The sequence below is a fragment of the Haemophilus aegyptius genome, assembly GCF_900475885.1.
In the GTDB taxonomy this organism is placed as follows: Bacteria; Pseudomonadota; Gammaproteobacteria; order Enterobacterales; family Pasteurellaceae; genus Haemophilus; species Haemophilus influenzae.
Map to the genome: position 1 here is coordinate 677,783 of NZ_LS483429.1, position 21,928 is coordinate 699,710.

A 21,928-nucleotide genomic window follows, 5' to 3' on the forward strand; every position below is an offset into this window, starting at 1 on the left:
ATTTAACCGCTTAATAGGTTGTATTTAATTCCTCAAATCTTAGGATAGTAATTTATCTTTCGTTTCTGAAATAAACCATAATCCAATCAAGCTCAACACAGCGTTTAGGGTTAAATAAATCCCCACACCTTTTAAGCCGTAGTGAGCATTCAGCGGTAAGGCAATGATTGCCGCAACACTTGCCCCGAATAAACCTGCAATATTATAAGTTAAAGAAGCACCTGAATAGCGGGCGTGAGTAGGGAAGAGTTCAGGTAAAAAACTCGCTAATGGTCCATAGCCCATTCCAATTAACCCCATACCGATGAATAAAAACCAAAACAGACTGGTAGTTGTACCGTTTTCGAGAAATAACGGCAAGGATAAACCAAAAATCGCAACGCCAACAGTTGTCCAAATGAGCCAAATACGGCGACCAATTTTGTCGATATATTTACCCGAAGCGGCAATCGTTATTGCCAAAGAAACCGCACTTGCCATCAATAAAGCGGTAAAAATTTGCGGGGAAAGTCCTAATCCCATTGCGTATCCTGCCTCTGAAACCGTTGGAGCAGATTTGGCGTAAATTTGGCTAAAGGCAATCATAATGTAGAACAGCACATAGCCTGCAATACAAATTAACATCCCCAAGAAAAACGGCTTGAAATAAGTAGTGATGACTTCCAACATTGGTAAGCGTTTTGGCTGCGGTTTATTGAGTGCCGCAAGGAAAATCGGGGCTTCAGTCAGTTTTAGGCGAACATATAAGCCAATTGCCACTAAGATAACGGAAGATAAAAACGGTATCCGCCACGCCCATTCAGTCATAGCTTCTTGCCCGAAAATTGCCGTAATGCCTAAGAATACGCCATTTGCCAACAACAAGCCAAGCGGGGCTCCCAGTTGTGGGAAAGTACCATACCAACCTCGTTTACCTTCGGGAGCATTTTCAACCGCAACTAACGCTGCACCGCCCCACTCTCCGCCTAAACCGATACCTTGCCCAATACGGCATAAACAGAGCAAAATTGTCGCCCAAATACCGATGCTGTCATAAGTTGGCAACAAACCGATAACCACAGTGGAAACGCCCATCAACAGCAAGCTCATCACAAAAGTATTTTTCCGACCGAAACGGTCACCGAAATGCCCGAACAATATTGCTCCCAAAGGGCGAGCAATAAAAGTGAGTGCTAAAGTGGAAAGTGCCGCAATCTGCCCTGAAAGTGGATCTGCGGCATGGAAGAATTGATGGTTAAATACCAATACCGCTGCCATTGCGTAAATGTAGTTATCGAAATACTCAATCGCCGTGCCGACCATCGTCGCTGTTGCTACTTGCTTTAAACTATTTTGCGTATTCACCACTTGCCTCCCGTAATGCTTTTGTTGCGGCTTGCACATTATCGGCGTGCGTAATTGCAGTAATCACTGCCACACCATCCGCCCCAAATTCTCGTAAGGTTTTAACGTGAGCTAATTTCACCCCACCAATTGCCACAAGCGGTTTAGTTATGCCCGCATTTCGCAAAGTTTGAATAAACGCCATTCCTAATGTTGGTTTGGGATTTTCTTTTGATTGCGTTGGAAAAATCGGGCCAATTCCAAAATAATCAATTTCCGCTAAATTTTCCCCAATTTTTGCTTCGTCTAAACGATTCACCGACCAACCAATAATTAGCGGTTTATCTGTTTTAGCTCGAATCTCTTGCACAGGCATATCGCTTTGCCCAACGTGAATGCCATCCGCCTCGATTTCCAACGCCAAATCAACGTTGTCGTCTACAATAAACGGTACGCCATATTCACGGCACAAATCACGACAACTCATCGCCAATGCCTTCTGTGCTGAGGGCGTATGTTCTAACGAAAATTTGCCTTTATCCCGAAATTGAAAGCAGGTAATTCCGCCTTCTAACGCTTGTTTAAGCACGAATAATAAATTTTCCGACAAGTTCTCGCCCAAATGACGGCAATCTTGCGTGCCTGCCACAAAGTAAAGCGGTAAGATTTTTTGAATATTTTTCATCTTTCAATCCTTAAAGGCGACTGTAAGCCCAATGATTTGTCGGCCCGTGTCCTTGCCCAATATTCAATGGGTGAGAAATCGCAGCGGTAATAAAATCTTTCGCTGTTTTTACCGCACTTTGCAACGGTTCGCCTTTCGCCAACTCTGCGGTTAAACAGGCAGAAAAGGTACAGCCCGTACCATGTGTATGTGGCGTGTTGAAACGGGGGCTTTGCAAAGTAAAATGACGACCATCTGCAAGTAAAACCCAATCTTGGCACAGCTCACTTTGCGAATTGAGCGAATGTCCGCCCTTAATAATCACATTTTTCGCCCCCTGTTTTTGCAACGCTTTTGCGGCTTGTTGAATACTGATGTCGTCCACAATCGCAATCCCCGTTAAAGCTTCCGCTTCGGGAATGTTTGGTGTAATCACATCCGCTAACGGCAGCAATTTTTGGCTTAACGCACTTACCGCTTGCTGTTGCAATAACGGTGCGCCGCCTTTGGCGATCATCACAGGGTCTAGCACCAGCGTGCCGAAAGGCTTATCAGCAAGAAAATCTGCAACGCATTCAATAATTTCTGCATTGCCCAACATACCAATTTTGCAACTTGCAATCTGGAAATCATTTTTGACCGCTTCCAGTTGCGCTTGAATTGTTTTCAGTGGAATAGGGTGAATATCAAATACGCCAAGTGTGTTTTGTGCCGTAACTGCCGTGATTGCTGATGTACCAAACACGCCGCGCATTTGGAAGGTTTTAAGATCCGCTTGAATGCCTGCACCACCGCCACTGTCTGACCCTGCGATGGTTAAAACTTGTTTCACATTACTCATTAATGCGCCCTCTTTGTCCAATGGTTTCAGGGGAAAGGGCAGCAAGCTCGTCCAACAAACGGATTTGGAACTGTCCCACTTGTGTGGTTAAGCCTTGTGCCGCACACTCGCCTGCAATGGTGTATGCTACACAGGCTTCTAATGTCGCAGAAAAATAATTCCCTTCACTTACCGCTAAAAATGCAGCACACGCGGCACTCAATAAACAGCCCGAAGCCGTAACTTTCGGGAACAATGACGTGCCGTTGTGAACGGTCGCAGTTTGTGTGCCATCGCTGACAATATCCACCGCCCCGCTAATCAACACCGTACAGCCATAGCGTTGAGCCACTTTCTCGGCAACGGCTTTTAAATCCACTTCGCCTTGCCCTGCATCTACACCTTTTGCCTGCCACGCCTCGCCTGCAATGGCAGCCAGTTCACCTGCATTACCACGAATAAGTGCGAATTTTACCTCGGCTAAAAGCTCACGAATGGTCTCACGGCGATAGCTCGTTGCCCCCACACCAACAGGATCTAACACTACAGGAATTCCAACCTCATTTGCCGTTTTTCCTGCCTGCAACATCGCTTCCCGATCTTTACCAATCAGCGTACCAATATTAATGACCAACGCTTGACTGATTTTCGGTACTTCCTGCATTTCTTCGATATTCGCCGACATCAAAGGCGAAGCTCCTAATGCCAACAAGCCATTGGCACTAAAATTCGCTGCCACAATATTGGTAATGTTATGAATGAGCGGATTCTGCTCACGGATTTTGGAGAGATAAATTGATTGCATAAGCATTCCTTGTGTTGAATATAAAATAAACAAAAATGCCCGCTATTCACTGTGAGCAATTAGCGGGTGTAATAAAATGTAGAAAATTGGGAAAATAAACAGGATAAAATCGTGATAGAGAAAGGTTGAATATGTGGCATATTAGTTTCCTACGTCAGTGCTAACTGTTTCAGGTTCACGGGTATCATCTCAGCCTTTCGGCACCCCGACTAAAAGTTGAAAGAAGTTTACGCTTGTTTTACGGAAAAAACAAGCGGTCAAATGCTTCTTGTCTTTGTAAATAATCAGAAGAATTTGGCCGCTTAAATAGAAAACTAAATTTGTTTTAAAAACGGTAACGTACACCGAAAGAGGCTTCGTGAGTTTTAAAACGCACGTTTTCTAAACGTCCCCAATCGTTATAACGATAACCTAAGTCTAAGGTAATATTCGGTGTAATGTCATAGCCAATACCACCAATAAAACCAAAACCAATGCGTTTTATGGTTCTGGAATATGATGTTTTCTGATCTGCCTTCACATCTCCGCCTATTCGCATATTGTTAGACTTTAATGTAAGTTTTGTTGTAAATTCATCTTTTGTGTAACCGCTGGCAGCAACATGCCCAACTCCAATTCTTGCACCAACATAAGGTTTAATTTTATATTCAGTATCAAAATCATAAATTACAGAAATACCATAAGAATTCTTGGCTTGGAAACTACCTGCATCTTTGTGATCAATTACTGTGCTAGATTTAACTTGATTCATCGGAGGAGTCGGTCCAGCAGGATCTTTTTCGATAGGTTCACTAATAAGATGTTTGCCGTGACTCCATTTACGATAATGAGCATAATCTACTGCAATTCGCCAATTGCCAAAATTATAACCAATAGAAAAACGAGGATGGTTGGAATGAGTTTTGATGTATGAATAGTCTTGTAATATTTCAGGTTGATTTGGATTATGTGTCTCTATTTTTTCACGTGCGTGCACCCAATCCGCTTGCACATAAATCCCTTTTCCATTATCTTCCTTTGCTTGTACAGCAGAAGAGAAGAGAAGATTTCTCAATTCGAATATTCATTAGGGTTCCTCCAAAGGATTTTTGTTAAAAATAAAATTTTTATAGTTTTTTTTTGAAAATCGTGCTTCATTTTACTCTATTCTATAATATAAGTAAAAATGTTTTAATTAAAGCATAAAATAACAGCAAAATTTGACTGATTGGTTTTTTTATGCTTTCAATCAAACTGTATTTATAAAATAAAAAGAATTGACGTAATGTTGGTTACGTCAATTCTATTTTTATTTTTGATTATTCTGATTTTGCGCGGGTTGGTTCAGAATAAACGTGGCTAATTGCACAATGATGTCCTGCCGCGCCTGTTCCATAGAAATAATAACGAGAATCCTGCCAAGCCCTAATTGGGAAAGCCTCTGGCATTTCATCATTTGCTTTCGCTAAAGTCATCTCCGCTTTTGTATGGGGCACTGAAGAAATTGTACCTAAACGTCCATTAAATTCATAAGTGCGGACAAATTTTGATACTTTCTCAAGCGTTTCAGGTTCATCTACATTAATTGCTGGATCAATAGATTCAACAACTTCTTGAGGTTTATATGAACTTAAACGATCTAAAGATTCTTGTACTTTTTTCTGTACCGATTCATTAGCTGGTTGAGTAATAAAATCTAATGCAGGTTTTACATCAGGGGATTTTTCTTCAACGACAATTCCCATTGCTGGCGTGATAAACCCTTTTTTAGTTTTCTCTTGCTCAAGCAATTCATCCACAGATAAGAAATGATTTTCTTTTGGCAGATTTACCGTTGAATAATCAATCCAAGCCTTGCCACTTGCCAATTCAGGCGAAACCACCGCAGCAAATAATGGCATTGGCGATTTTGGCTCTTGATTACGGCGACGACGCTGATTATTCGCTGCACGTAAATGACGTGGAGTACGACGCTGACGCTCTTGACGTTCAGAACGTTGGTTCTGATGAACGGGTTTTTCATCATTATTTTGAACCGTAATTACATCCACTTCTGGCATTTTTTCAGTCGTGCTGAAGTTATTTTCAACAACTGTTTCATTATCTTCAACGCGCACGCGTTTACGTAAATCACGGCGTTGGCGGCGTTGAGTTACAGGCTCAGTTCTTTCTTCTTTAGTCTCAAAAACAGGTGTAGAATTTACCGCACTTTCAGCGATACTTTCTTCCACTAAGTTACGGCGCGGACGGCGTTGATTACGCTCACGGACATTACGAACCTGTTCTTCGGTTCTTTTTATTTCGTTATTTTCAGAACGTGGACGACGAGAAGGACGACGATCCTGTGAACGGCGTTGATTACGATTAGGATTGCGCGAAGTGCGGTTATTTTTCGGTTTGTTTTCTTCAGATTTAGTCGCAAATAAACCTTTAATCTTCGCAATAATTTTAGCTAACAAAGAGGATTCATTTGATTTACGCTCAACTGGCGTTGGGGCTGCTTCTGAAATAGAAAGCGCAACTGCTGCACTTTCAACCGCCGGTTGTTCAATAACAGCTGTTGTTTCCACATTACGAGAAAGCAGTGATTCTTCAGTATTTTCATCTTGAGCGCAGTGAATTTTCGCTAAGTTATAGCTTAATTCATTTACTTCTTCGCCATCACGTAAACGGAAAACACTAAAGTGCGGTGTTTCCATTGCTTCATTTGGGGCAACAATAATATCGACATTATGACGCTTTTCAATATTACTGATTGCTTTGCGTTTTTCGTTAAGAAGATAAGAGGCAATTTGTACTGGCACAATGGTATGCACTTGCTTGGTGTTTTCTTTTAATGCTTCTTCTTCCAGCAAACGCAAAATAGATAAAGAAAGAGATTCATTATCACGTACTTTGCCTGTTCCTTGACAACGAGGGCAAATATGGTGCGAAGATTCGCCCAATGATGGGCTTAAACGCTGACGTGACATTTCTAACAAACCAAAATGAGAAATTCGGCTAATTTGAATACGGGCGCGATCTGGACGAACCGCATCACGAATACGATTTTCTACTTCACGTTGATGGCGAATTGGTGTCATATCAATGAAATCAATGACAACTAATCCACCTAAGTCACGTAAGCGTAATTGACGCGCGATTTCATCTGCCGCTTCAAGATTGGTATTTAATGCCGTTTCTTCAATATCGCCACCACGAGTAGAACGTGCGGAGTTAATATCAATAGCGGTTAATGCTTCAGTTACATCAATAACGATTGAACCGCCAGAAGGTAAACGCACTTCACGTTGGAATGCGGATTCGATTTGAGATTCAATTTGATAGTGACTGAAAAGTGGTACTTCGCCTTGATAAAGTTTCACGCGATTGATGAAATCAGGACGCACAAGTTTGATATGCTCTTTCGCTTTCTCAAAAATTTTTGGGCTATCAATCAGGATCTCACCAATATCACGACGCAAATAATCGCGAATAGCGCGTACAATCACATCGCTTTCTTGATGAATTAAAAATGGAGCTGGACGACTTTGTGAAGCTTGTTTGATCGCTTCCCAATGATGTAATAATACTTTTAAATCCCATTGTAATTCTTCTGGCGATTTTCCCACACCAGCAGTACGGACGATTAAGCCTACACCGTCAGGCACATCTAATGAACTTAATGCCTCTTTTAGTTCAGTACGTTCATCGCCCTCAATACGGCGAGAAATTCCTCCTGCCCGTGGATTATTCGGCATAAACACCAAATAACTACCAGCAAGAGAAACAAAAGTAGTTAAGGCTGCACCTTTGTTTCCTCTTTCTTCTTTATTAACTTGAACGATAACTTCCTGTCCTTCAGTCAAAATATCGCGAATATTCGGACGACCTTGAAAAACATAATCATCAGGAAAATATTCACGGGCAATTTCTTTTAAAGGTAAAAAACCGTGACGTTCTGCACCATAATCTACAAAAGCCGCTTCTAAGCTTGGCTCAACGCGAGTAATTTTTCCTTTGTAGATATTCGCTTTTTTTTGTTCGTGTCCCAGACTTTCAATGTCCAAGTCAAAAAGGCGTTGTCCATCGACAAGCGCAACACGCAACTCTTCTTTTTGAGTTGCATTGATTAACATTCTTTTCATTGTCAATTCTCTTATTAAATATTTAAAAAAACCTCAAAATAAACCGCACTTTGCTTCGTTATCGACCTCGTGTTTCTCGCGCCAGTCAATCTCACGACTGTATGTTGCTGGGTGCATTGATAACGTTATTAAGCATAAATATTTGCTTGATAAAACAACGCGATATTCCGCACGCGTTGCAAACGGCTGATTTATTTTAAGAAAAATGTTGATTATCAATGTCTTATGCCAATTGCTGCATTGAGTTTTCACCAACAAAACTTATCCTTTTTTACGCAAATTCTTAGGCACAAAAAGACGTTCTATTATCCATAGAAAACGATTAATTAGCAAGGCGAATTTGCGTTCATAGAGTGACGTTCATATTACGTTTATAGTGCCTTTATGATATGATTTGCAGCGATTTTCAAAAGGAAAAAAAATGACAAAACAAAATGAAAAAATCATTAATTCATCCGTAAAAATGCTGACAATTAGTGAAGATGAAAGTGGGCAACGAATTGATAATTATTTATTAGCAAAACTCAAAGGTGTACCCAAAAGTTTAATTTATCGCATTGTGCGTAAAGGCGAAGTGCGAGTAAACAAAGGCAGAATTAAACCAGAATATAAACTGCAAACAGGCGATGTTGTACGCATTCCACCTGTGCGTGTCGCAGAAAAAAATGATGCGCCGATTTCAAAAAATCTCAATAAAGTTGCCGCACTTGAAAACCAAATTTTGTTTGAAGATGATTGCTTGATTATTTTAAATAAACCCTCAGGAATCGCGGTGCACGGCGGAAGTGGTTTAAATTTTGGTGTGATTGAAGCCTTACGAGCATTACGCCCAGAAGCACGCTTTTTAGAACTGGTTCATCGTTTAGATCGCGATACATCAGGCATTTTATTAATTGCCAAAAAACGTTCAGCATTACGCAATTTGCACGAACAACTTCGCGTCAAAACCGTTCAAAAAGATTATTTAGCGTTAGTACGTGGGCAATGGCAATCCCATATAAAAGTTATTCAAGCCCCTCTTTTGAAAAATGAATTATCTAGCGGAGAGCGCATTGTGCGTGTCAGCGAGCAAGGAAAACCATCTGAAACCCGCTTTAGTATTGAAGAACGCTATATAAATGCTACGCTTGTGAAGGCTTCGCCAGTCACAGGGCGAACGCATCAAATTCGCGTGCATACACAATATGCAGGGCATCCTATCGCATTAGATGATAAATACGGCGATAAAGATTTTGATAAACAAATGAATGAATTAGGATTGAATCGTTTGTTTTTGCACGCTTTTTCAATTCGATTTGAACACCCTAAAAATGGAGAAACACTACGTTTCAATGCGTCACTAGATCATCAAATGAAAGCAATTTTGCAAAAGTTGCGGGAAAGCAAATAGACAATATTTCTGTTTATTGCTACACTTACACACGGAGACAACTCGTTTCTATCAACAAATTTCATAATAACGACAACAAAGGATAGCAAAATGGCAAAAGGACAATCTTTACAAGATCCTTATTTAAATGCGCTTCGTCGTGAACGCATTCCTGTATCAATCTACCTTGTAAACGGAATCAAACTTCAAGGTCAAATTGAATCATTCGATCAATTCGTGATTTTATTAAAAAACACCGTGAATCAAATGGTATATAAACACGCAATTTCAACGGTTGTGCCTGCTCGTTCAGTTTCCCATCACAATAACAATCATCATACTGCTCCAACAGAAGCAGTTGAAAACGTGGAAATTCAAGCAGAGTAATCACAATACCATTAATGGGTAATCAATATTTATTAAGTGCGGTTGAAAATTCTCAGGAAATTTCAACCGCACTTTTTTTCATCTCAAATGTGAAAACTACTTTCCAATTCCATATTGTTTCAATTTATTCGCAATGGCAGTATGGGAAACGCCTAAACGTTGAGCCAATTTTCTCGTGCTTGGATATTCTACATAAAATAATTTTAGGACTTGTGCTTCATAGAAACCAATAATTTCATCTAAGGTTTTATTTTCAAATTCATCCAAAGAAATCACCGCACTTTGTGGCAGAGCAAGATTTAAACTTTCGATAGTTAAATGATTATCTTGTACTAACGAACAAGCGCGATAAAGGGTGTTATAAAGCTCTCGAACATTCCCTTTCCAATCATATTTCTGCAAATAAAGAAGAAAATCTTTATCGAAAGTTGGTTTTGCAATTTTTAATTCTTCACTGATTTCCTGTAAAAAACCTTGTGCCAGTGGCTCAATATCAGCCATGCGATCTCGTAATGCAGGCACATTAATAGTGAGAACATTTAAGCGATGAAATAAATCAGCACGAACTTTACCTTGCTCAACAAGCAAATGAAGTGGAACCTGTGATGTGCAAATCACGCGCACATTTGCATAATGCTCTTTTTCTTCGCCTACTCGACGGAAAGATCCATCCGTTAAAAAACGCAATAATTTAGCCTGTAAACTTAATGAAAGTTCGGCAATGCCATCGAGTAAAACTGTCCCTTTATTCGCGTACTCAAAAAAACCGATGGTTTCACTGTCTCCGACTTTTCGACCAAACATTTCACTTTCCGCATCTTCATCAGGCAAACCCGCACAGTTTACTGCGATAAATTTTTTATCGCGACGCAAACTCTGATAATGGCAGGCTTTCGCTAACAAATCTTTTCCACTCCCCGTTTCGCCTTGAATTAACAAAGGCACATCAAACATAGCAAAACGTTTCGCGTTTTCTACCGCACTTTTCATGGATTCACTTTGCACAATAAAACAATCGAAAGGTTTTTTAGGATCAAATTTAGAAATCGTCATATTCAGAGAATGGGGATAATTAAGATATGGCTATGATAATTTCTTTACAACAAAGTGTAAATATTATTTTACATAAGGTAAAAATGCGACCATTTTTGACCGCACTTTATATCGCTAAGGTTTTAACATTTTTTCAGCTTCACGAACACGAACAAGGAATTGTTTCCGTTCAGCTGAAGTCATACCACTGCTAGTGCCGGGTAATTTAACAGTAAGAGGATTCACTGCCCGACCGTTAATATGAAATTCATAATGTAAATGTGGGCCCGTAGAAATCCCCGTGTTACCAGAAAGTGCAATACGTTCGCCTTTTTTAACTGTTTGCCCTGCTTTTACTAGGGATTTGCTCAAATGCATATAAACAGTTTGATATTCACGCCCGTGACGCAACATAACATAACGTCCTGTACCGCCAGCCTGATAAGCGACTTTTTCAACTGTGCCATCTGCTGGTGCAATAACTGGTGTGCCTTGAGAAACGGAGAAATCCACACCTTTATGCGGACGAACACGTCCTGTTACTGGATGACGACGATTTGGATTAAAAGGGGAGGATACGCGTGCTTGGCGTTGCAATGGATAACGAGCAAAACCTTTGCCTAAGGTTTCTCCTTGCTGATTATAATAACGACCATTTGCAGCTTGCACAGCATAATAGTTTTTACCACCAGATGAAATACGTAACGCCTCAACATTACCTTGACCAGTGAGTTTATCGCCTAAATATTCACGAGAAACTAAAATGGCAAATTGAGTTCCTTTTTTTAGTTTTCTCAAATTCACTTGCCATTGTAAGGCGTTACTAAGTTGGCTAATTTGACGCGTATCAAGACCTTGTTCTCTTAAACTACTATTTAAAGAATTTTGAATCTCGCCTTTTAATACTTCTTTTCGCCAAATACTTTTCTTTTCAATAACTTGGCGTTTAAATTTCCCATCTTCGAGACGTTCATAAATACGTTCTTCTTTTTCAGAAACCAGCCAATTTAAATATTCCAAGTTATCATTTTTATCTAAAATCCAGTAAAATTGCTGACCTGCTTTTAAGTGGGCTAATTCGGGATCAAGCGCAAGCAACTGTTGTACTGTTAAATCATCCAAGCCAGACAGAGCCAAAACATCTTTTAACGTATCCCCTTCGGTTACCGTATAGCTAAATTGATCAGTAATTCTTATGGCTTGATCGGCTGCGTCTAATAAACCATTGAGTGCGTCTTGTGCGTCTTGAGGTAAAGTATCGAGATTATCTGAAGATAGTTTTACTTCATCAACTTCGTCATCTTTTGCTTGTAGTTCATCATCATAAGAGGTGGCATCTTCATCAGGTTGAAGTGCGGTGGAATTTTTATTTGGCGATGTATTTAACTCGTGATATTCCCCACTGTCAGAGGTGGAAAATATGGGGTTTTCTTCAGGTTTGCTTTTTATTGTAAGTAAAATGCCTGTCAAAATAAGCAAAATAGCAACAAAAAACACGCCTACTTTTATATATGCGCGTTTTTTTCTTCTATCTCGAGCTAATTTTACATGTTGCACTGGCATCCCTAAAATAAAAAAAAGTTTTCAGCATTCGGACTACAGATTATAAAGAAAATTCATTTCTACGGGAAAAGCATTATTCAAACGCTTAAATATTCGACATTAGGTAGAAAATCTTGAGAATTCTATAAAAATGCGTTATTTTCCCCAACCATTGTTGAAAACACGGCGATTTTATGAATATCACAGCCATTCGCAACGAGCAAAACCAACAACCGCTCATTCAATTAAAAAATATCAATGTGGTTTTCGCACAAAAAACCGCTCTGCAAGATATTAATTTAAATATCTATCCCAATTCTATTATTACCATTGTGGGACCAAATGGTGGCGGAAAATCAACGTTATTAAAAACCTTATTAAAACTACAAACGCCCACTTCTGGCGAAGTCATTTACAGTAAAAATGTTCGCATTGGCTATGTTCCACAAAAAATCCATTTAGATCATAGTTTACCTATTACGGTTGAGCGATTTCTTTCGCTAAAAAAAGGCATTAAAACACAAGAAATTTCCACCGCACTTGAGCAACTTTCGATTTCACATTTACGCAAAAATAATATGCAAAAACTATCTGGTGGCGAAATGCAACGCGTATTATTGGCGCGTGCAATTTTAAATAAACCAAATTTACTTGTGCTAGATGAACCCACTCAAGGCGTAGATATTACTGGTCAGGCAGAACTTTATCAGCTCATTCATCAGACCCAACAAAAATTAAATTGTGCTGTATTGATGGTATCACACGATTTACACATTGTGATGGCAGACAGTAAAGAAGTATTGTGTATTAACCAACATATTTGTTGTGCAGGTACGCCTGATGTTCTCTCAAATGATCCAACATTTATGCGTTTATGGGGAAATCAGATCGCACAAAATATCGGCTTTTATACCCATCATCACAATCATCATCACACTTTACACGGAGATGTGTGCGGTTGTAATTCATCAGCAGTGCATTGTCAAAATAAGGATAAATAATGTTTGAAATTTTATTTCCTGCCCTTTTAACAGGCATTTTGCTTTCACTTATTACCGCGCCACTTGGCGTATTTGTAGTGTGGCGGAAAATGGCTTATTTTGGAGACACACTTTCTCACTCTGCCTTGCTTGGCGTGGCGTTAGGTATTTTCTTACAAGTCAATCCTTACATTGCGATTGTGGTGCTGACCTTAATTCTTGCTATCGCAATGGTGTGGTTAGAAAGCAATACGCAATTTTCTATTGATACCTTGCTCGGCATTATCGCCCATAGCTGTTTATCTCTCGGCGTTGTGACAGTAGGATTATTACGGAATGTACGGGTAGATTTAATGAATTATTTATTTGGGGATTTGCTCGCAATTAATTATACCGATTTAATTTATATTGGCATTGGCGTGATAATTGTGCTTTCAACATTAATTTACTTTTGGCAATCCTTACTTTCCACCACCGTATCGCCAGAACTCGCGCAAGTTGAAGGCATTAATATCAAAAAAATGCGTTTTATTTTAATGATATTAACCGCATTGACTATTGCCTTGAGTATGAAATTTGTCGGTGCATTAATAATCACATCCTTATTAATAATCCCTGCGGCAACCGCTCGTCGCTTTGCGAGAACGCCAGAATCTATGGTGGGCTGGGCGATTGTAGTCAGTATGTTGTCAATTATAGCTGGGCTAATCTTATCAGCCTTTTATGATACCGCTGCTGGGCCTTCCGTTGTGATTTGTTCAGCGTTTTTATTTGTCTTATCACTCTTCAAAAAAGAGCGATTATAAGTTTGCCCAACCAGTGAAAACCATTTGCGCCCCAGTTTAATTCTTGATAAAGTGCGGTCGATTTTTACGGTCTTTTTAGGATAACAAAATGAACCAAGAATATTTAGATTTTGAATTGCCGATTGCCGAATTAGAAGCAAAAATTGAAGCATTATGCTCAGCATCGGATGATAAAGTTGATTTAACTGATGAAATCAAACGCTTACAAAAGAAAAGTAACGAACTCACTAAAAAAACCTTTGCTAACCTTGATGCTTGGCAAGTTTCACGTATGGCACGTCATCCAAACCGTCCTTATACATTAGATTATATCGAACATATTTTTACGGAATTTGAAGAACTTGCTGGCGATCGTGCTTTTGCTGATGATAAAGCGATTGTTGGTGGCTTGGCGCGTTTAGATGGTCGCCCAGTGATGGTGATTGGTCATCAAAAAGGTCGTTCCGTAAAAGAAAAAGTACAACGCAATTTTGGTATGCCTGCACCTGAAGGCTATCGCAAAGCGTTACGTTTAATGGAAATGGCTGAACGTTTTAAATTGCCAATTATTACATTTATTGACACACCAGGGGCTTATCCAGGTATTGGCGCAGAAGAACGTGGTCAAGCGGAAGCTATTGCTCGCAACTTACGCGAAATGGCACAACTTACCGTTCCCGTTATTTGTACTGTTATCGGTGAAGGCGGTTCGGGCGGTGCGTTAGCTATTGGCGTGGGCGATAAAGTGAATATGTTGCAGTATTCCACTTATTCTGTTATCTCGCCTGAAGGCTGTGCTTCTATTCTTTGGAAAAGTGCGGAAAAAGCATCGACTGCAGCGGAAGTAATGGGATTAACCGCAAGCCGTTTAAAAGAATTAAATCTTATCGATGGCATTGTGCAAGAACCTTTAGGTGGTGCACATCGTAATTATCTAGAAATAGCTGAAAACTTAAAACTTCGTTTAAAAGAAGATTTAGCAGAGCTTGACGGACTAAGCAAAGAAGAATTATTAAATAGACGCTATGAACGTTTAATGTCTTACGGTTATTGCTAACTAATATTCTAAAAGAGCGGTGATTTTTGCCGCTCTTTTTTGATCTAAATATACAACAAAGGAGAAAACACAATGAAAAACGTACTTTCAATCCAATCCCACGTGGTCTATGGTTTTGCAGGTAACAAATCTGCGACTTTTCCAATGCAGTTATTAGGCGTAGATGTATGGGCATTAAATACCGTTCAATTTTCTAATCATACTCAATACGGAAAATGGACGGGCATGATCATTCCTCAAGAACAAATCCGAGAAATTGTAACTGGACTCGATAATATTGAAAAACTACAAGAATGTGATGCCTTGTTATCTGGTTACTTAGGTTCTGCGGAACAAGTCGATCAAATTCTTTTTGCTTTAGAGCAAATCAAACTGCGTAATCCAAATGCGCTTTATTTATGCGACCCTGTAATGCCACATCCGAAAAAAAGCTGCGTAGTTGCCAATGGTGTTTGCGAAGCACTTATTGAAAAAGCGATTCCAGTGGCAGACATTATGACGCCAAACTTGCATGAATTACGTCAGCTCACTGAATTCCCAATTAATACCTTTGATGATGTGTTAAAAGCAGTGAATGCGTTAATTGCAAAAGGCGTGAAGAAAGTCCTTGTTAAACATTTAGGCAGTGCAGGTAAAATCAACGATCCTGATACATTTGAAATTATTATGGCAACCCCAGAGGGTGTTTGGCATTTAAGCCGTCCACTTTATCAATTCAATTTTGAACCAGTGGGCGTGGGCGATTTAATTGCAGGGACATTCTTAGCAAATTTACTCAATGGAAAATCTGATGTAGAAGCCTTTGAAGCGATGAATAATGAAGTAGCAGGCGTAATGAAAACCACCTTTGAACTAGGTTCTTACGAATTACAAACCATTGCCGCACGTTTTGAAATTCTCAATCCAAGCAGCAATTATAAAGCTGAAAAAGTTGCCTAATGGACTTACTTTCAGACATTGAAAAACAACTCAAACAAACCACCGCTCAAGCATTTCTTATTGCCTTGAGTGGTGGTTTAGATTCCACTGTACTTCTTTCTTTATTTGCAAAACTTCGTCAAAAACGACCGCACTTACCGCCTTTATCAGTACGAGCAATCCATATTCATCACGGCTTAAGCCCCAATGCAGACAGTTGGGCTAAACATTGCCAAGACTTATGCGATCAATTTCAAATTCCGTTGATTATCGAGCGAGTACAAGTAGATAAAACCAATGGTATTGAGGCTGGGGCACGTGAAGCACGCTATCAAGCCATAAAAAAACATCTTCAAACACAAGAAATGCTGGTCACGGCACATCATCTAAACGATCAAACAGAAACCTTTTTCTTAGCCCTAAAACGTGGCAGTGGGCTACAAGGCTTGGGCGCAATGCAACAACGAAGTGTATTGTTCGGCATGCCAATTTTACGCCCTTTGTTAGGTTTTACTCGCACCCAGTTAGAAAATTACGCGCAAAAAGAAAAACTCAACTGGATTACAGACGAAAGTAATGAAGATAATCGATTTGATCGCAATTTCTTACGCAATGAAATTTTGCCAAAATTACGTGAACGCTGGGCTTATTTTGATTTAGCCGTGCAACGTTCAGCACAACATTGTTTTGAACAGCAACAATTAATCAATGATTTATTGAGTGAAACCTTTGCAAAACATTGTCAAATTAAAAACCAATTTAAACTGTGCCAGTTCCGCAAATATTCTCTCGCAAAACAAACCGCACTTTTGCGTATGTGGCTTGCGGAAAACCAACTTGAAATGCCAAGTAAACGCCAGCTTACACAGCTTATTAATGATGTTGTTTTTGCAAAAGAAGAGGCAAATCCTCAATTTCAACTTGTAAATAAAGTCATTCGACGTTATCAAGATAGTTTATATTTAACTAAACGGTTTTCTGATCTAACCAAATACTGCCTAAAATTAGAACAAAACACGTTAAGTTTACCCGATGATTTAGGCAATCTCACTGTTCAAGAAAATGAACAAAACCTGATTTTCTACTGGCAGGATTACTCTGTTACGCTAGAAAAAACGGACTTGCCTATTTCTATTCGCTTTGGCTATTCAGGCAAAATTAAACATCATCCGAAACGCCCAAGAGAAGATATAAAAAAAATCTGGCAAGAATTAGGCGTGCCACCTTGGGAACGAAATCGAATTCCCTTAATTTTTTATGGCAACAAGCTAAAAAGTGCGGTCGGTTTTTTCCGTGTTTTAAAATCAAGTTAAAGTGGCTTTACATCTAAAAATGCTTTCAAAATTTGAGCGGTAAATTCTTTTCTTAGATAAAAACCTAAAGGCAAGGTATCTATCACTTCCCCATTTTTGCCAATGCCTTTTGTAACGGCTTTGCTATTTGCCCCTTTTGGACGGAGTTGCATAACCTCGCCAATTCGAGCAGTAATTTGATCCAATTTGCCAAGTACAATTAAATCCATCAATTCTTCCCAATCTTGTTTTAATTGACGTTCTTGCTTAGCGGTTGGTTTCCATAAAATTGGCGCACCGATATGACGTTCACGCAATGGAATATGGCGACTGCCTTCAATAGGCATCCAAAGTACACAAGAAAGTTTATGACGAACGTGCGAATTTTCCCATTTAACTCCTGAATTTTGTACCAATGGAGCAAGGCTCACAAAGGTGGTTTCAAGAGGATAACCCTCCGCATTAATCGGCAATGTTTTAAGCTCAACACCTAAATGAGAAAAATCCTGTTCAGCTTTACTCCCTGCCGTTGCGCCTAAAGCACGCTCTAATAACATGCCTACCCAGCCTTTATCACGTTTTAAATCAATCGGAACAGGAATATGCAGTTCATCAGCTAACTCCCCAAAAGTTAAGCCAGCAATAGATTGCGCTTGGGAAAGTAATTGTTCAAGGGTTTGTGGAATCATTCGTGATATTTCTTAAAAAAGCGAGGCTTCGTGTTTTCAGTGCCTTTATCAATATAGGGAATATTCTCTAACTGTAATAAAAAACGTTTTGCCTCTAAGCCACCGCCAAAACCAGTTAAAGTACGATCTTTGCCTAAAATGCGATGACAAGGAATAATAATACTAATGGGATTACTCCCCACCGCACCGCCCACGGCACGAACAGCTTTAGGATTATTAATCCGTAACGCCAGCTCGCCATAAGTGGAAAGCTCGCCATAAGCAATTTCGCGCAAGGCTTGCCAAATGGCTTGTTGAAACGCGGTGCCTTCTGGTTTTAAAGGAATGTTTGAAAAACACTCAACTTCGCCATTAAAATATCGTTCAAAAGCCAACCGCACTTTTTGAAAAACAGGCAATTCATCTTGCTTGTGCCATTTTGGATTAGGCGCATATTGCTCTTTTTCAAAATCAATATGTGTAATGCTTTCGCCATCAGATAAAATCAAAAGCCGTCCCACTGGCGAGGGGTAATAAGTGTAATAAAGTGCGGTCATTTTTCGCCTTGTTTTATAAAAAGAAAAGCACACTTGCTGTGGAAGTGTGCTTTATTATGCTAAATTTTTTAACGGATTAGAAACTATAATTTAAGTTTAAGCCGTAAAGATTTGCATGTGCTTGAGAAGTATAATTTGCATTTGTATTCAATTCGAATGCAGTTTTTTCACCTATTGTTTTTACTTCTTTAAAGTGAACTTTTTTGCCTTTTAAGTAAGCATAGCCAAGATCAACAGATAAATTCGGCGTGAATTTATAGGTCGCCCCTAAACTATACCAAGTGCGATCGGTATCTGGAATTGCAGCACTACGGTGATGACGAGATGCCGCTTGATCGTAAGCAATACCCGCGCGTAAGGTCAATTTTTCATCAAGATTATAACTTGCCCCTAATGCAATACGAGAGTTATTATTGTATTGCAATTCTTTATCAAAAGCTTTCTTACCATCTTCGAAGCTGGCATGTAATTTTGTTAAACGACTCCAATGGGTATATTTATAACTATAATGCACAGCAAATTTGTCAGTTAATTGATGGAAACCAGAAAGTTCTAAGTAATCTGGCAATTTAAGGGTTAAATTACCTTTTTTACCTTCTTTGATGACATTTGCTTCTAAACTAGTGGCAGTGCGGTCAGAAAAATCAATGTCCACTTTAGAATGATAGGCTAAACCAATTCGGTTACCTTCATTAAATTGATACATTACACCTGCATTCCAGCCAAACCCCCAAGCTGCTCTATCTTGTAATGACACAACAGATTTGCCTTTAGAGGTCAAATACTCAGCAATTGTTTTTTGTGGTTCTGGCAGTACTGTGGATACTTTTCCATTTTGTGCAATTATAACACTATCCGCAATAATACCAGCATTCCGTTCAACTTGGGCTTTAGCATAAACCGCATTTACCCCTAAACCTATGCTCAAGCCTTCTGTTACTCGATAAGCACCACTTAAATTTAAGTTGATAGCAGTCAAGTCAGTTTTTCCACCAAATACACCAGCATCATAACTATCGTCATATTTACTTTTTAGACCGAAATTGACATTCATTCCTGCGCCCACCGCTAATTTATCATTCACTGGCGCAACGAAATAAAGATTTGGCACAAAAGCACCAGGAACAACATTACGCTTTGAAGCTGAGCCGTTCTTTGTTGTTGCTGTTGAAAGAGATTTTATATAAGTAGTTACATCACCATTCATATTAATTCTAGAATCAACATAAACGCCACCCACAGAAAATTGATTCGTTTTAAATAAACTCATCAAAGCTGGGTTAGTTGCCACCACAGAAGCATTATCTGCAATCGCCGCTTCACCCGCATAGGCACGACCAAGACCTGAAGTAGAAACTTCCGCCAATTGGAACGCAGCCGCATTTGCGCCACCTGCAGCCAATAACATTGCTGTTGCTAATATAGATTGATTAAATTTTTTCATTTGGATCCCCTTGTTATAAGTAAAAGTCTGGGTAATTACTGGGTAATTACTGGGTAATTACTGGGTAATTATAAAGCCTGAATCTGTTGAGTGCAACTCTATTTCCTTATTTTTATTATGGTTAATATCAGTTAGCAGGAGTTTTTTGCATTTAATGGATTGTTTTGTTCAATTTTTGTCATTTATGGGAAAAAAAGAAAAATGATAAAATGCACAAAAATATTCATATAAGGAAAAGAAAATGACCGTAAAATGCAAAGCAGAAGAATCCTTAACTTGTAGCTGTGTTGATGTAGGCACGATTATTGATGGCTCTGACTGTAGCGTAGAAGTACATCAAGTTTATAGCACAGAAGCTGATGCCAATGCAGCACTTGAACGATTAACGAAGAAAGCGCGGGATACAGAAAGCGATCCTTGCGAAATTAAAAGCGAAATCGTGGCAGTTGAAAACGGCGTTCAATTAAATGCCTCTTTCACTTTTAGTTGCCAAGCAGAGGCGATGATTTTTGAACTGGCGAATCGTTAAAAACAATTAAAAATTTGACCGCACTTTTGTTGGGTTAGAATAGTGGACGTTTTAAAAATACGCACTATAAAAACGATTTTTAAAACGTCCACAAAATTTAATATCCATCTTCTTGCATATTCGGCAAAAATTCCGCTTGCTGAATACGCTTTACTTCCGTACGAATTGAACCATCTGAATGTAGCTCAATTTCACGCCAACCAGGCTGTAAGGTATCAAGAGAAAAATACTGGCAATCAGGTTTAAATTGAATACAAGTCGCTGGCGTTGCCATCACTTGATAGCCATTCCATTCACTATTTACTTCTTGATGAATATGCCCATATAAAATAGCTTTCACATTACTAAAAGGCGCAAGCACTTCTGCCAATTCGTGAGAATTACGAAGGTTATGTTGATCAAGCCACGCGGAATTAGTTGGTAATAAATGATGGTGTAATACAACCAAGGTATAGCGTTCAGGATTTTTTTCTAAGGTTTCTTTTAATAAATCGAGTTGATGCTGGCTTAGTTGTCCATGCGGTACACCATAAACTTGGCTATCCAACAATAAAGCTTGCCAATGTTCGCCTAGTAGAAGATGTTTTGCCACGTTCATTGGTGGCTGATTTAAAAATTCTGCCATTTTAGGCTGAAAATCGTGATTTCCTGGAATCCAAAATACAGGTTTATTGAAAGGTTTCATCATTTCTACAAAACGAGTGTAACCTTCATCGCTACTATCTTGCACAAGATCACCTGTAGCAAGAATCACATCAAATTGGTTATTTTCTTGCTGAATTTCCTTTAATACTTGAGCAAAACTTGCTTGTGTATTTACTCCCAATAATTCCGCACTTTCATCTTTAAATAAATGGGGATCGGTAATTTGTAATAACTTAATAATTGGCTTTTCCGCCTGATAAACAAACGTATTTTTCATTAATGCCCCCTAGCTACGTTTCCAACTTTGTTGTAACTGAGCATAATTTAATTGAAGCCACTGCAATCCAATCACTGCAATGCCATTATCAATTTTCCCCTCGCACATCCATTGATACGCCTGTTCACGTTTTACTACGTGCACTCGAATGTCTTCATTTTCTTCAGCCAAACCGTGAATGCCTTTTGCTTGTGAGCTATCCACTTCGCCTGCAAATAAATGAATCCGCTCCACTATGCCACCTGGGCTATCCCACACACTTAAACAATGTGTTAAATTTTTGACTTGAATTCCCGCTTCTTCTTCACTCTCACGCAAAGCAACGTCTTCTGGCTTTTCGCCTTTTTCCACCATACCTGCAATTAATTCAAGTAACCAAGGCGAACGATGAGATTCAGGATGATAAGCCGCGCCAATGCGAACTTGTTCAACTAAAATCACCGAATCTTCTTTTGGATCATAAGCGATAACCGCTGAGGCTGCGCCTTTAATCAGTAATTCTCGGGTTACGACGCCACTTTGCCCCCCAGCAAAAAGTTTATGTTTAAATTGGATTCGTTTAAGCGTGAAAAAACCCTCATACAAAGTTTGTTCGCCCAATATTTCTATATCTTGTTGGCTAAAATGTTGAATTTCTGACATCTTTTTCTCCAAAACTGAGTGCAAAATCATACGCTTAAAAGACTACAAAAAAAATAGAAGGTTTCCACTTTTTGCTGAGAGTTTGA

General features: G+C 39.3%; 21 protein-coding genes and 1 riboswitch. Of the genes, 8 read left to right on the forward strand and 13 right to left on the reverse strand.

Going from position 1 to position 21,928, the window contains the following annotated elements; translation table 11 throughout:
- Window positions 1-39: 39 nt before the first annotated feature.
- The 6 genes from DQN49_RS03555 to rne form a co-directional block, all read right to left on the reverse strand.
- Window positions 40-1,344 carry an MFS transporter gene (locus DQN49_RS03555; protein WP_006995115.1) on the reverse strand — a complete coding sequence of 435 codons (1,305 nt, stop codon included), beginning with the start codon at window positions 1,342-1,344 and terminating at the stop codon, window positions 40-42.
- On the reverse strand, window positions 1,328-2,008 hold the full coding sequence (gene thiE, locus DQN49_RS03560) for a thiamine phosphate synthase (protein ID WP_006995114.1): 681 nt from the start codon (window positions 2,006-2,008) through the stop codon (window positions 1,328-1,330). The genes DQN49_RS03555 and thiE overlap by 17 nt, the downstream gene beginning before the upstream one ends.
- 10 nt (window positions 2,009-2,018) lie before the next feature.
- Window positions 2,019-2,828, reverse strand: a complete 810-nt coding sequence (gene thiD / locus DQN49_RS03565; RefSeq protein ID WP_005649264.1) for a bifunctional hydroxymethylpyrimidine kinase/phosphomethylpyrimidine kinase — start codon at window positions 2,826-2,828, stop codon at window positions 2,019-2,021.
- Window positions 2,821-3,612: a hydroxyethylthiazole kinase gene (thiM, locus tag DQN49_RS03570; protein ID WP_032826244.1), complete on the reverse strand. Its 792-nt coding sequence runs from the start codon at window positions 3,610-3,612 to the stop codon at window positions 2,821-2,823. The genes thiD and thiM overlap by 8 nt, the downstream gene beginning before the upstream one ends.
- Before the next feature lie 129 nt (window positions 3,613-3,741).
- Window positions 3,742-3,830: riboswitch (TPP riboswitch) on the reverse strand.
- Between the two features lie 107 nt (window positions 3,831-3,937).
- Window positions 3,938-4,666, reverse strand: a complete 729-nt coding sequence (locus tag DQN49_RS03575; RefSeq protein WP_006995112.1) for an opacity family porin — start codon at window positions 4,664-4,666, stop codon at window positions 3,938-3,940.
- Between the two features lie 244 nt (window positions 4,667-4,910).
- Window positions 4,911-7,718, reverse strand: coding sequence for a ribonuclease E (gene rne, locus DQN49_RS03580; RefSeq protein ID WP_006995111.1), 2,808 nt, complete (start codon window positions 7,716-7,718; stop codon window positions 4,911-4,913).
- Between the two features lie 421 nt (window positions 7,719-8,139).
- Here rne and rluC point away from each other — a divergent pair, with 421 nt between their 5' ends.
- On the forward strand, window positions 8,140-9,108 hold the full coding sequence (gene rluC / locus DQN49_RS03585; RefSeq protein WP_005659830.1) for a 23S rRNA pseudouridine(955/2504/2580) synthase RluC: 969 nt from the start codon (window positions 8,140-8,142) through the stop codon (window positions 9,106-9,108).
- Window positions 9,109-9,198: 90 nt separating this feature from the next.
- Window positions 9,199-9,474 (forward strand): RNA chaperone Hfq, encoded by a 276-nt coding sequence (hfq, locus tag DQN49_RS03590; protein WP_006995110.1) that lies wholly within the window; start codon window positions 9,199-9,201, stop codon window positions 9,472-9,474.
- Between the two features lie 96 nt (window positions 9,475-9,570).
- Here hfq and DQN49_RS03595 read toward each other — a convergent pair whose 3' ends face one another.
- The gene (locus DQN49_RS03595; protein WP_006995109.1) at window positions 9,571-10,527 is read right to left on the reverse strand and encodes a sigma 54-interacting transcriptional regulator; all 957 of its coding nucleotides are present in this window, start codon (window positions 10,525-10,527) and stop codon (window positions 9,571-9,573) included.
- Window positions 10,528-10,641: 114 nt separating this feature from the next.
- Window positions 10,642-12,063, reverse strand: coding sequence for a murein DD-endopeptidase MepM (mepM, locus tag DQN49_RS03600; RefSeq protein WP_032826242.1), 1,422 nt, complete (start codon window positions 12,061-12,063; stop codon window positions 10,642-10,644).
- A gap of 179 nt (window positions 12,064-12,242) precedes the next feature.
- Here mepM and znuC point away from each other — a divergent pair, with 179 nt between their 5' ends.
- The 5 genes from znuC (at window position 12,243) to tilS (ending at window position 17,101) form a co-directional block, all read left to right on the forward strand.
- On the forward strand, window positions 12,243-13,049 hold the full coding sequence (gene znuC / locus DQN49_RS03605; RefSeq protein ID WP_005656411.1) for a zinc ABC transporter ATP-binding protein ZnuC: 807 nt from the start codon (window positions 12,243-12,245) through the stop codon (window positions 13,047-13,049).
- Window positions 13,049-13,834 carry a zinc ABC transporter permease subunit ZnuB gene (gene znuB / locus DQN49_RS03610; protein ID WP_005656410.1) on the forward strand — a complete coding sequence of 262 codons (786 nt, stop codon included), beginning with the start codon at window positions 13,049-13,051 and terminating at the stop codon, window positions 13,832-13,834. The genes znuC and znuB overlap by 1 nt, the downstream gene beginning before the upstream one ends.
- An 88-nt stretch (window positions 13,835-13,922) precedes the next feature.
- Window positions 13,923-14,870, forward strand: coding sequence for an acetyl-CoA carboxylase carboxyl transferase subunit alpha (accA, locus tag DQN49_RS03615; RefSeq protein ID WP_006995107.1), 948 nt, complete (start codon window positions 13,923-13,925; stop codon window positions 14,868-14,870).
- Window positions 14,871-14,942: 72 nt separating this feature from the next.
- Entirely contained in the window at window positions 14,943-15,809 is an 867-nt protein-coding gene (gene pdxY, locus DQN49_RS03620) for a pyridoxal kinase (RefSeq protein ID WP_006995106.1), read from the forward strand.
- Entirely contained in the window at window positions 15,809-17,101 is a 1,293-nt protein-coding gene (gene tilS, locus DQN49_RS03625; protein ID WP_006995105.1) for a tRNA lysidine(34) synthetase TilS, read from the forward strand. The genes pdxY and tilS overlap by 1 nt, the downstream gene beginning before the upstream one ends.
- Here the strand turns inward: tilS and mutH are convergent.
- The 3 genes from mutH to DQN49_RS03640 all read right to left on the reverse strand — a co-directional run bounded on the left by mutH (window position 17,098) and on the right by DQN49_RS03640 (window position 19,749).
- The gene (gene mutH / locus DQN49_RS03630) at window positions 17,098-17,769 is read right to left on the reverse strand and encodes a DNA mismatch repair endonuclease MutH (protein ID WP_006995104.1); all 672 of its coding nucleotides are present in this window, start codon (window positions 17,767-17,769) and stop codon (window positions 17,098-17,100) included. The two genes, tilS and mutH, sit on opposite strands and share 4 nt — an antisense overlap.
- Complete coding sequence (locus tag DQN49_RS03635) at window positions 17,766-18,305, reverse strand: methylated-DNA--[protein]-cysteine S-methyltransferase (RefSeq protein ID WP_006995103.1); 540 nt, start codon at window positions 18,303-18,305, stop codon at window positions 17,766-17,768. Before DQN49_RS03635 ends, mutH begins: the two co-directional genes overlap by 4 nt.
- 76 nt (window positions 18,306-18,381) lie before the next feature.
- Window positions 18,382-19,749, reverse strand: a complete 1,368-nt coding sequence (locus tag DQN49_RS03640; protein WP_006995102.1) for a porin — start codon at window positions 19,747-19,749, stop codon at window positions 18,382-18,384.
- A 241-nt stretch (window positions 19,750-19,990) separates the two neighbouring features.
- Between DQN49_RS03640 and DQN49_RS03645 the strand changes: the two genes are divergently transcribed.
- The gene (locus tag DQN49_RS03645; RefSeq protein WP_005639254.1) at window positions 19,991-20,278 is read left to right on the forward strand and encodes a YfcZ/YiiS family protein; all 288 of its coding nucleotides are present in this window, start codon (window positions 19,991-19,993) and stop codon (window positions 20,276-20,278) included.
- 97 nt (window positions 20,279-20,375) lie between these two features.
- On the opposite strand, the gene cpdA is transcribed toward DQN49_RS03645, so the two are convergent.
- Together cpdA and nudF are read right to left on the reverse strand one after the other, a co-directional pair.
- Window positions 20,376-21,200 (reverse strand): 3',5'-cyclic-AMP phosphodiesterase, encoded by an 825-nt coding sequence (gene cpdA, locus DQN49_RS03650; RefSeq protein ID WP_006995101.1) that lies wholly within the window; start codon window positions 21,198-21,200, stop codon window positions 20,376-20,378.
- Window positions 21,201-21,209: 9 nt separating this feature from the next.
- Window positions 21,210-21,842, reverse strand: coding sequence for an ADP-ribose diphosphatase (gene nudF / locus DQN49_RS03655; RefSeq protein ID WP_013526508.1), 633 nt, complete (start codon window positions 21,840-21,842; stop codon window positions 21,210-21,212).
- Between the last annotated feature and the right edge of the window lie 86 nt (window positions 21,843-21,928).